Source organism: Microbulbifer mangrovi, from assembly GCF_002009015.1.
Lineage (GTDB): Bacteria > Pseudomonadota > Gammaproteobacteria > Pseudomonadales > Cellvibrionaceae > Microbulbifer > Microbulbifer mangrovi.
Window position 1 is genome coordinate 1 of the sequence record NZ_LZDE01000008.1, and the last position, 228, is coordinate 228.

Below are 228 nucleotides of genomic sequence, written 5' to 3' on the forward strand. Positions count from 1 at the left end.
TGGAGCGGGAAACCGGGTTCGAACCGGCGACCTCAACCTTGGCAAGGTTGCGCTCTACCAACTGAGCTATTCCCGCGAATTTGACCGACTCAGAAATTAAATCTTCCGAGCCGGTTTTGCAAGGCCGTCGATACGTTGCGACCCTGCGGTATTGGCATCCCCAAGGGGAGTCGAACCCCTGTTACCGCCGTGAAAGGGCGGTGTCCTAGGCCTCTAGACGATGGGGAC

General features: G+C 57.9%; 2 tRNA genes. Both read right to left on the bottom strand.

Annotation, left to right across the window (positions count from 1 at the left end):
* A tRNA-Gly gene (locus B4U49_RS00035) sits at nucleotides 1–76 on the bottom strand.
* Nucleotides 77–152: 76 nt separating this feature from the next.
* Nucleotides 153–228, bottom strand: a tRNA-Glu gene (locus B4U49_RS00040).